The 9,381-nt window shown below is 66.9% G+C and carries 13 protein-coding genes; 1 reads left to right on the top strand and 12 read right to left on the bottom strand.

From position 1 onward, the window contains the following. The 7 genes from B3587_RS02035 to B3587_RS02005 all read right to left on the bottom strand — a co-directional run. Nucleotides 1-1,427 (bottom strand): YifB family Mg chelatase-like AAA ATPase (locus B3587_RS02035; RefSeq protein WP_292726155.1); only part of this gene is annotated, 1,427 nt, incomplete at its 3' end. Then, nucleotides 1,424-1,786 (bottom strand): YraN family protein, encoded by a 363-nt coding sequence (locus B3587_RS02030; protein WP_292726154.1) that lies wholly within the window; start codon nucleotides 1,784-1,786, stop codon nucleotides 1,424-1,426. The genes B3587_RS02030 and B3587_RS02035, both read right to left, overlap by 4 nt. A gap of 93 nt (nucleotides 1,787-1,879) precedes the next feature. Next, entirely contained in the window at nucleotides 1,880-2,203 is a 324-nt protein-coding gene (locus B3587_RS02025) for a DUF2469 family protein (protein ID WP_195691615.1), read from the bottom strand. Nucleotides 2,204-2,267: 64 nt separating this feature from the next. Further along, entirely contained in the window at nucleotides 2,268-2,936 is a 669-nt protein-coding gene (locus B3587_RS02020; protein WP_228178154.1) for a ribonuclease HII, read from the bottom strand. Further along, nucleotides 2,933-3,700, bottom strand: coding sequence for a signal peptidase I (lepB, locus tag B3587_RS02015; RefSeq protein ID WP_228178153.1), 768 nt, complete (start codon nucleotides 3,698-3,700; stop codon nucleotides 2,933-2,935). Before lepB ends, B3587_RS02020 begins: the two co-directional genes overlap by 4 nt. 145 nt (nucleotides 3,701-3,845) lie before the next feature. After that, nucleotides 3,846-4,193 carry a 50S ribosomal protein L19 gene (gene rplS / locus B3587_RS02010; protein ID WP_228178152.1) on the bottom strand — a complete coding sequence of 116 codons (348 nt, stop codon included), beginning with the start codon at nucleotides 4,191-4,193 and terminating at the stop codon, nucleotides 3,846-3,848. Between the two features lie 160 nt (nucleotides 4,194-4,353). Then, nucleotides 4,354-4,845, bottom strand: a complete 492-nt coding sequence (locus B3587_RS02005) for an MFS transporter permease (protein ID WP_228178151.1) — start codon at nucleotides 4,843-4,845, stop codon at nucleotides 4,354-4,356. 113 nt (nucleotides 4,846-4,958) lie between these two features. Between B3587_RS02005 and map the strand changes: the two genes are divergently transcribed. Continuing rightward, the gene (gene map / locus B3587_RS02000) at nucleotides 4,959-5,741 is read left to right on the top strand and encodes a type I methionyl aminopeptidase (RefSeq protein ID WP_228178150.1); all 783 of its coding nucleotides are present in this window, start codon (nucleotides 4,959-4,961) and stop codon (nucleotides 5,739-5,741) included. Nucleotides 5,742-5,760: 19 nt separating this feature from the next. Here the strand turns inward: map and pyk are convergent, their stop codons facing one another. The 5 genes from pyk to rpsP form a co-directional block, all read right to left on the bottom strand. Beyond that, complete coding sequence (gene pyk, locus B3587_RS01995; RefSeq protein ID WP_228178149.1) at nucleotides 5,761-7,182, bottom strand: pyruvate kinase; 1,422 nt, start codon at nucleotides 7,180-7,182, stop codon at nucleotides 5,761-5,763. Nucleotides 7,183-7,307: 125 nt separating this feature from the next. Further along, nucleotides 7,308-8,000, bottom strand: coding sequence for a tRNA (guanosine(37)-N1)-methyltransferase TrmD (gene trmD, locus B3587_RS01990; protein ID WP_292726150.1), 693 nt, complete (start codon nucleotides 7,998-8,000; stop codon nucleotides 7,308-7,310). A gap of 1 nt (nucleotide 8,001) precedes the next feature. Then, nucleotides 8,002-8,646, bottom strand: coding sequence for a ribosome maturation factor RimM (gene rimM, locus B3587_RS01985; RefSeq protein ID WP_292726148.1), 645 nt, complete (start codon nucleotides 8,644-8,646; stop codon nucleotides 8,002-8,004). Nucleotide 8,647: 1 nt separating this feature from the next. After that, nucleotides 8,648-8,878 (bottom strand): RNA-binding protein, encoded by a 231-nt coding sequence (locus B3587_RS01980; protein WP_228178146.1) that lies wholly within the window; start codon nucleotides 8,876-8,878, stop codon nucleotides 8,648-8,650. A gap of 3 nt (nucleotides 8,879-8,881) precedes the next feature. Then, nucleotides 8,882-9,319 (bottom strand): 30S ribosomal protein S16, encoded by a 438-nt coding sequence (gene rpsP / locus B3587_RS01975; protein WP_228178145.1) that lies wholly within the window; start codon nucleotides 9,317-9,319, stop codon nucleotides 8,882-8,884. Nucleotides 9,320-9,381: the final 62 nt, after the last annotated feature.

The following is a 9,381-nucleotide window of genomic DNA, read 5'->3' as shown; positions in this document are numbered from 1 at the left end:
ACCCGAAGAACCCGGTCGTATCCACGCAGCGTCAGACTGCCCCGGGCCAGTGCAGCATCGAGAGGAGCGCGAACCCCGGGCGGAAGCGCCCCAGCGCCGGAGCGCAGCCACGTGCCCGGCACGTCGGCATTTCGCCGCCACGGCGTATCCGAGAGGCGGCGCGCGGCCCGGTTGCGGGCGTCGACCACGAGGGCTCGAGCCCGAGTCGAGTCCAGGGCTCCCCGCGCCTCGGGCACACGGCCGACCCGCAGCAGGGTCAACTCGATGTCGACGCGATCAAGAAGCGGGCCAGACAGCCGGTTTTGGTAGCGCCTGATCGCCTGCGACGGGCACTCGCACACGGCATCCCGAAGCCCCCGGTTTCCACACGGGCACGGGTTGGTAGCCAGCACCAGCTGAAAGCGTGCGGGAAAAGACGCCGTGTATCCGGCCCGATGAACGGTGATGCGCCCGGACTCGAGAGGTTGCCGCAGCGCATCGAGCACCGTGGTGGCGAACTCTGCAGCCTCGTCCAGGAACAGCACGCCCTCGCTGGCGCGGACGATCGCGCCCGGGCGCGGAGCCCGGGTGCCGCCGCCGACAAGGGCTGCAGCACTCGCACTGTGGTGCGGCGCTTCGAACGGCGGGATGCGGGAGAGATGGGTGACAGCGCTCCCCGAGAGCGAACGGATGGATGCCGCAGAAAGGGCAGCGTTATCATCCAACGGCGGCAGAATCCCGGGGAGCCGTCGGGCGAGCATCGTCTTGCCGGCGCCCGGCGGACCGGTCATCAGCAGATGGTGCCCACCAGCCGCCGCTACAAGGACCGCGGCAACCGCCTCGTCTTGGCCGACGACGTCGGCAAGGTCCAGCGTCTCCTCGGCCGCGTCGCCGTCAGCAGACGCGTCGACGGGATCGGCCGCGGGAAGTCGCGCGTCGATCCCGTGGCGTGACAACACATCGCCGAGACTCGTCGCACCGACAACCGTGATTCCGGGCACAAGCGCTGCCTCGTCTTCACTGGCTCGCGGCACGACAACGGTCTCGAGCCCCGCGCGAGCGGCAGCCATAACCGCGGGAAGGATGCCGGGGACCGGACGCAATCTGCCGTCGAGGCCGAGTTCGCCGATATGCGCAGTGCGGATCAGCGCGTCTGCCGAAATCGGCAGTTGCGTGGCAAGGGCAGCGACAGCGATCGCGAGATCGAACCCGGAGCCGTGTTTGGGAAGGCTTGCGGGCGAGAGATTGACAGTCAGGCGCCTGCTGGGAAGCGGCACATCGCTGTTGGCGCAGGCGTTGCGTACGCGTTGAGATGACTCTCCCAGCGCCCGGTCGGCAAGTCCGATGATGCGAAAGTCAGGCAGCTGATCGGAAAGGTCGGCCTCGACCTCGACGGCGACCCCCTCGATTCCCACCAGCGAAATCGCCCACGTTCGGGCCAGGCTCACGCGAGGTCTCGCAGGTGCTCGATCCGCAGGGGCGCCGTCGGGTCGCCGGTGATGGCGAGCCCGTCGACGCGCAAGCGACGGCTGCCCGCCGAATCACGGTGGGTGGTGCGCCACTCCCGCGCCAGCTGGTGCAGACGATGGAGCTTTCGGCCATCGATCGCCTCGAACGGATGCCCGAAAGCGGCAGAGCGTCGCGTCTTGACTTCGACGATGGCGACAGTGTCGGCGTCGGCAACGACGAGGTCGATCTCACCCGCCCGGCAACGCCAGTTGCGATCGAGGATCTCGAAGCCTCGTGCCCGAAAGTAGGCCTCGGCGGCCTCTTCGCCCGCTCTGCCGAGCTCGTCTTTGCGTGCCATATCTCCAGCGTCGCCGCACACGGATCGGCGAGCGCGAGGTCGAGGCAAGAAACGAAGAAGCTGGGGAATGAACCCCCTGGGGAGGAAAGACGCTCAGCTGTCGAGCGTGAGCTCGTCGGGCAACTGGAAGTCGCCGCGCTGGAGTTCCTCGACGTTGACGTCCTTGAAGGTGAGCACGCGCACGGACTTCACGAATCGATCCGCGCGGTAAATGTCCCACACCCACACGTCGTTCATCGTGATCTCGAAGTAGAAGTCGTGCTCCGTGTCCCGGCGAACGACATTGACATCGTTGGCGAGGTAGAAGCGTCGCTCCGTCTCGATCACGTACTGGAACTGGTGTACGACGTCCCGGTACTCGCGATACAGCGCCAGTTCCAGTTCGCGGTCGTAGTCCTCGAAGACCTCGTCATCCATGGTGCTTTCATCCTAGTTCCCGGGATGCGGCAAGCGACCACGGCCAGGCTCCTCCTGGGGCACCTCAGAAGAGCGTCGGAGCTCCAGCGAAGGCCCACGACACCCGATGGTGATCGCTCACCCCGTGCTCGAGGATCGCAGCACGGTGCTCGGGACTCGCGTACCCCTTGTTGCGAACCCACTGGTAGGCGGGCAGGTCGTCGTGGAGACCGACCATGAGGTCGTCTCGGGCGACCTTCGCAATGACGGATGCCGCAGCAGCGCCCGCGCAGTCGCGATCGGCCTTGATCACGGGGCGGACCGTGAGTCGGGGCCCGGCTGCCCGCGAGATGTAGTCGTGGTTCCCGTCGAGGATCACGATCGCGCGCGACAGGTCCACGCCGTGGGCCGTGAGCTCCGCCAGCGCGCGCCTGGCCGCGAGCCCGAGCGCGGGAAGGATGCCGATCTCATCGATCTCGGCCGAGCTCGCCCACCCGACAGCACTGTCGACGACCCAACCAGCGGCGCGTCGAGCCAGCTCCGCACGGCGCGGTTCGGGAATCAGCTTCGAGTCGCGCAACCCCTCGGGAACGCGGCGGCGAGACAGCGCAGCATCTGTCACGGTAGCCCCGACAGCAACCGGCCCTGCAAGAGCGCCGCGACCGACCTCGTCGCACGAGATGACGAGGTCGTACTCGCGCAGCAGCTTCCGCTCCAGGGTGAGGCGCGGGACCGCTCGCGATGCGTTCGTCATCGAGCGTCGGCTCCCTCGCCCGAGGGAACCCCGGCGAAGACCTCACTGTGCGGGTCCAGGAGTCCCCACCGAGCAATCGGCCACGTAATCACGAATGCGCGACCGACGACGTTCTCCATCGGCACGAACCCAGAACCTGGTTGGTCCTGGTTGAATCGAGAATCCTTCGAGTGGTCACGGTTGTCGCCGAGGACCCAGAGGCTCCCGTCGGGAACGACGACATCGAACGGCACAGGATCCGGCGCGCTCTGGCCCGGGTCGAGCTTGACGTATGCCGACTCGTCGATCGGCACGTCGTTGATCGTGATCTGGCCGAGCGCGTTGCAGCACACGACGTGGTCACCGGGGACCCCGATGACCCGCTTGATGAGGTGGTCTTCGGAGTCCGAGACCGAGAGACCGACCAGCGTGAGCAGCCAATCGATGCCCTCGACGAACGGAGACTGTGCCGGGCGCACGCTCGGGGGAAGCCATCCACCCGGGTCCTGGAACACGACGATGTCACCGCGCTGGTACCCGTTCCATCGCGGCGTGAGCTCGTCGACGAGGATGCGGTCGTCGACCTGAAGCGTGTTCTCCATGGAGCTCGACGGGATGTAGAACGAACGGACCAGGAACGTCTTCACCAGAGCCGAAACGACGACGGCGATCAGGATGATGACGAGCACATCGCGCAGGAACACCCAGCCGCCGCGCCGGCCTCCCTCTCGACGCCGCTGCGACCGTGTCACGGGCTCAGCGGGTGCCTCGGCGTCGGAAGTCATGCAGCGATCCAATCCGTCCGCCGTGCTGCGGACGCTCAGATAAGGGTGTCACACGATGGGGCTCCCGGGTGGCGGGCAACACCCAGGGAAGACACGTGTGCCCCGACACCGAGGGGTACCGGGGCACACGTGGAGAGGTGCGGACTCAGTTGTCGCGCTTCTCCTTGATCTTTGCCTTCTTGCCGCGGAGCTCGCGGAGGTAGTAGAGCTTCGCTCGACGCACGTCACCGCGGGTGACGAGCTCGATCTTGTCGATGATCGGGCTGTGCACGGGGAAGGTACGCTCGACGCCCACCTGGAAGCTGATCTTGCGGACGGTGAAGGTCTCGCGCACGCCGTCGCCGGAGCGACCGAGCACGACACCCTGGAAGACCTGGACGCGCGAGCGGCTTCCTTCGACGATGTTCACGTGCACCTTGACGGTGTCGCCGGGGCCGAAAGCGGGGATGTCGCTGCGCAGGGAGGCTGCGTCGACGATATCGAGGGTCTGCATGATCGCTACTCTCTGCGGCCGCCACAGGTCGGTCGCGGGTGGATAGAAAAGGATGAGGCGTGCCGAACCGCGGTCAGGACCGGCGGTGGATTCCCCTGAGGCAGAATCCGTCAAGGCACAAACAGCTATTCTGCCACGACAGCCGCCGCGAACAAAACCGTCAGGAGCCGCGCTGCTGCTCGGTGATGACGATGACCTCGGGGTCCTCGCGGCGCGGCGGAGTCGACGGCGAGGGCGGGATGTATGACACTCCAGACGCGCTACGCAGCGTAGACAGGCCCGGACGTGCTTCGCGCCACAGCTGCCAGAGCATCAGCCAGAAGAGCGAAAGCCCGACGGCGACCGTCAGCAGGAAGACGGGGAACCACCACGCTGCGACGAAGAAGCCCAGCGCGATGGTGAGGGCGTGCCACACCGTGAATCCTGCGACATCCCACCACGACACCGCTCGCTCAGACCGGGCGGTCGGACGCGCGCGGACCAAGAGCGTGAGCACGAGCTGGCCGATGAGTACCGAGGGAATGGCCATGAGCAAGACCCACAGCAACGCCCACGCGCCGGCGTTGAATGCGATCCAGCCGACGAAGAGCCACAACGGCAGCACGAAGGCGGCGGGGATCATCCAGCCGTAATACGCGCGTCGCAGCCACATGCTTCGATGCTACGCCCGGCTCTGGGCCGCGGCATCCGGGGCGCGCGATGCGAGGCATCCTCACAGCCGATCGATAGTAGATCGGACAGAATGGATCGGTCGAGAGGAAACTGATGATCGAGTTGCGCACCCCTGCCGAGATTGAGGCGATGAAACCGGCGGGTCGCTTCGTCGCCGAAGTGCTCGCGACCCTGCGCGATGAGACCCGCGTCGGCACGAACCTCCTCGACATCGACCGCCGAGCGCACGAAATGATCCGCAAGGCGGGCGCCGAGTCGTGCTACATCGACTACCACCCGTCCTTCGGGGCGAGTCCTTTCGGCAAGGTCATCTGCACGTCGATCAATGACGCCGTGCTCCATGGACTTCCCTTCGACTACGCCATCCGAGACGGTGACCTCGTGACGCTCGATTTCGCCGTATCGGTCGACGGCTGGGTCGCCGACTCCGCGGTGTCTTTCGTGGTGGGCACGCCGCGTGACGAGGACCTCGTCCTCATCGACACGACCGAGCGCGCCTTGGACGCCGCGATCGGTGCGGCTGTCGTCGGGAACCGCATCGGCGACATCTCGGCAGCCATCGCCGCCGTCGCTCACGGCGAGGGCCTTTCGATCAACACGGATTTCGGCGGTCATGGCGTGGGGCGCGAGATGCACGGGGACCCGCACGTCCCCAACGATGGCAAACCACACCGGGGCTACCCCCTGCGCGCCGGACTCGTGCTGGCACTCGAACCCTGGTTCTTGCAGTCGACGGACCAGCTGCGAACGGATGCCGACGGCTGGACGCTACGCAGCGCGGACGGCTCGCGCGGGGCTCACTCCGAGCACACGATCGCGATCACGGAGGATGGCCCCGTCATCCTCACCGACCGGAGCTTCCTCGGCGTCAGCTGAGTAGCGACTGCACTCGCGGTCAAGACCCGTCGGAGGCACCGACGCGGTGCACCCGCACGTTGTTCGTCGACCCCGGCGTCCCCGGGGGCGCCCCTGCGGTCATGATCACGACGTCGCCGGGAACCGCCCGACCGGCCTCGATGAGCACCCGGTCGAGCAGTTCGATGAGCCCGTCGGTCGAGGTGGCCCGCGCGACCAGGAACGGCTCCACGCCCCAGCTGAGCGCCAGACGGGACCGGGTTCCCGGCAGATCGGTGAAAGCGAGGATCGGCACGCGGTGGCGAAGCCGCGCCATACGACGGGCTGAGTCGCCGGACTGACTGAACACGCACACGAATTTCGCGTCGACGAAGTCGGCGATCGTCGCGGCAGCGAGGGTCAGAGCGCCGCCCTGCGTCCGAGGCTTCGTGCCGAGCTGAGGTACGCGCTCGAGCCCGGTCTCCTCGGTTGATCTGACGATCCGCGCCATCGTCTCGACCACTGTGACGGGATGCGCACCGACGCTCGTCTCGCCCGAGAGCATCACAGCGTCAGCACCGTCGAGCACGGCGTTGGCGACATCCGAGGTTTCGGCGCGGGTCGGCACCGGATTCTCGATCATCGATTCGAGCATCTGGGTCGCAACGATCACCGGCTTCGCCCAGCGTCGTGCCAGTTCGATCGCCCGCTTCTGCACGATCGGCACGGTTTCCAGCGGCAACTCCACGCCGAGATCGCCCCGCGCGATCATGACACCGTCGAACGCGTCGATGATCTCCTGCAGGTGCTCGACGGCCTCCGGCTTCTCGATCTTCGCGATGATCGGGATGCGGCGATTCTCCTCGGCCATGATGATCCGGGCCCGCTGCGCGTCCTTGGGCGAACGCACGAACGAGAGCGCGATCATGTCGACACCGAGCGCCAGCGCCCAGCGCAGGTCGGCTTCGTCCTTCGCGCTCAGCGCGGGTGCACTGACTGCCACGGCGGGAAGGTTGATTCCCTTGTTGTTCGAGACCGCTCCCCCGACGACGACCTCGGTGCGGACCCGGACGCCGTCGGTATCGAGCACTCGCAGGCGCACCTTGCCGTCGTCGATGAGCAGCGTGTCGCCGGCGACGACATCCGAGGCCAGCTGCGGGAACGTGGTCCCGCAGATCTCGCGCGTCCCCTCGACGTCTTCGGTGGTGATCGTGAAGATGTCGCCTGGCTCGAGGTGGTGCGGGCCGTCTGCGAAGCGTCCGAGCCGGATCTTCGGCCCCTGCAGATCCGCGAGGATGCCGACCGCACGCCCCGTGGCGTCAGCCGCGCGGCGCACGTTGGCGTACGACCGCTCGTGAATGTCCCACTCGCCGTGGCTCATGTTCAGCCGCGCGACATCCATCCCCGCGCGAACGAGAGCCTCGATCTGGTCGTATGAGGATGTTGCTGGTCCCAGGGTGGCGACGATCTTGGCGCGGCGCATGGCAACGGTCCCTTCAGCGGGTGACGGACTCTCAGTCTGTCGCGCTGAACCGGCCGGCGGGTTTCTCGCATGTGACAAGTCGGTGACTCCCCACGCTGGCGGAGGGCCGCCTCAGCGGCGCCCGCTCACTCCGGTAGCAGATCAGGGCGGCGCGTCCGGGTGCGCTCGATCTGTTGTTCTGCGCGCCACTGCGCAATCGCACCGTGATTGCCGCTGAGCAGGATGTCGGGCACGGCGCGATCTCGCCAAACGGCGGGCTTCGTGTACGACGGATACTCCAGGAGCCCATTTTCGTGGGACTCCTCGACGATGCTCGCCGGGTTGCCGACCATCCCAGGAATGAGGCGTCCGACGGCTTCGATCATCGCCATGGCCGCCACTTCGCCCCCGTTGAGAACGTAGTCACCGAGGCTTATGAGGCGAACCGAGCCGCGCGCGGAGGCCTCCTCGAACACGCGCTCGTCGATGCCCTCGTACCGTCCGCACCCGAAGACGAGGTGCTCCTCGAGAGCGAGCTCACGCGCGGTCGACTGGCGGAACAGTTCCCCAGCCGGCGACGGGAACACGATCGTCGGCCGAGGTGACGCATCGACTGGAGCGAGTTCGTCCAGCGCCTCGCCCCAGGGTTCGGGCTTCATGACCATCCCGGCACCGCCCCCGTAGGGCGTGTCATCGACGGTGCGGTGACGGTCATGCGTCCACTGACGCAGATCGTGAACGCGGACATCGAGGAGGCCACGCTCGCGAGCCTTGCCGATCAGCGAAACCTCGAGGACGTCGAAGAACCCGGGGAAGATCGTGACGACGTCGATCCGCACGTCAGTTCCCGTCGGTGTCGGCAGCCGGGTCCTCGGGGGAATCGTCAGAGGATGCGGCGGGTTCGGGATCCTCGTCGACGAGCTCCTCGAACAGGCCAGCCGGCGGCGTGACGACGACATACCCCGCAGCGGGATCGACCACCGGAACGATCGCCTTGACGAAGGGCACGAGCACTTCGCTCTCGGCCTCGGTGCGCACGATCAGCAGGTCCTGCGCCGGCAGATGCTCAACGCGGATAACGCGGCCGACGGAGGCGTCACCGCGGCGGACGTCGAGGCCGACGAGCTGGTGATCGAACCAGGCATCCTCTTCCTCGGATGCCGCGTCGGCTGCCTCATCGACCCAGAGGATGGCACGCACGAGGCTCTCTGCGGCGGTCCGATCATCGACACCTTCGAAGAAGGCGACGGGGTGGGAGTTCATCCAGCGGAACTCCCGAACGGTCAACGGCTTGCCGTGCCAGGGCGAGGTGTCGGGAACCTGGAGGGTGAACGTCGCTCCCGGGACAAATCGGCCGTCGGGGTTATCGGTGTAGAGCTCAAGTTTCAGTGCACCCTTCAGCCCGTGCGCCTTCACCAGGCGTCCGACCCGAAGCTGGGTTCCTGCCGAAGGGGGCGGCGCCGGACGCCCGTCCGAATCGACCACGTCAGTCGTCCGCGACGTCAACCCGCACGCGGCGCCCGTCGGCCAGGGCCGAGATCAGGGTGCGGATAGCTTTGGCCGTGCGACCGCCGCGCCCGATGACGCGTCCTCGGTCGTCGGGGTGCACGTGCACCTCGAGCACCTCACCACGTGAGGACTCCGACGAAAGGATACGCACGTCATCCGGGTTGTCGACGATTCCCTTGACGACGTGTTCGAGCGCGGCGGCGAGCACGGATCAGGCTTCTGCGGTCTCGGCCGACTCAGCGGCCTCGGGTGCAGCGTCGGCGTCGGCGTCGGCCGCGGGGGCCTCCTCAGCCTTCTTCTCAGCCTTGGGCTTGATGACCGACTTCTTGGCCGAGTCGGCCTCGAAGGCCTCCTTGGTCTCTGCAGTCTTCAGGGTCGAGGTGGCGTTCTTGTCGCCCTTGAAGGTTCCCCAGTCGCCGGTGATCTTGAGGATGGCACGCACCTGCTCGGTGGGCTGAGCGCCCACGCTCAGCCAGTACTGGGCGCGAGCAGAGTCGACCTCGATGAACGAGGGCTCCTCGGTCGGGTGGTACTTGCCGATCTCTTCGATGACGCGCCCGTCACGCTTGGTGCGCGAGTCTGCGACGACGATGCGGTAGTACGGGGCACGGATCTTACCGAGCCGCTTGAGGCGGATCTTGACAGCCACGATTCTCCTGTGTGGTGGATTCGAACGAACTGATCGCCTGGAGCGTGGGGTGCACACCCGGC

Source organism: Microbacterium sp. UBA837 (assembly GCF_002296025.1).
GTDB lineage: Bacteria > Actinomycetota > Actinomycetes > Actinomycetales > Microbacteriaceae > Microbacterium.
This window is presented reverse-complemented; position numbering and strand designations above follow the sequence as displayed.

Coding starts and splice junctions, on each gene's coding strand:
- B3587_RS02030 (WP_292726154.1), bottom strand. CDS start 1,786: ATGGCACGCAAAGACGAGCTCGGCAGAGCGGGCGAAGAGGCCGCCGAG.
- B3587_RS02025 (WP_195691615.1), bottom strand. CDS start 2,203: ATGGATGACGAGGTCTTCGAGGACTACGACCGCGAACTGGAACTGGCG.
- B3587_RS02020 (WP_228178154.1), bottom strand. CDS start 2,936: ATGACGAACGCATCGCGAGCGGTCCCGCGCCTCACCCTGGAGCGGAAG.
- lepB (WP_228178153.1), bottom strand. CDS start 3,700: ATGACTTCCGACGCCGAGGCACCCGCTGAGCCCGTGACACGGTCGCAG.
- rplS (WP_228178152.1), bottom strand. CDS start 4,193: ATGCAGACCCTCGATATCGTCGACGCAGCCTCCCTGCGCAGCGACATC.
- B3587_RS02005 (WP_228178151.1), bottom strand. CDS start 4,845: ATGTGGCTGCGACGCGCGTATTACGGCTGGATGATCCCCGCCGCCTTC.
- map (WP_228178150.1), top strand. CDS start 4,959: ATGATCGAGTTGCGCACCCCTGCCGAGATTGAGGCGATGAAACCGGCG.
- pyk (WP_228178149.1), bottom strand. CDS start 7,182: ATGCGCCGCGCCAAGATCGTCGCCACCCTGGGACCAGCAACATCCTCA.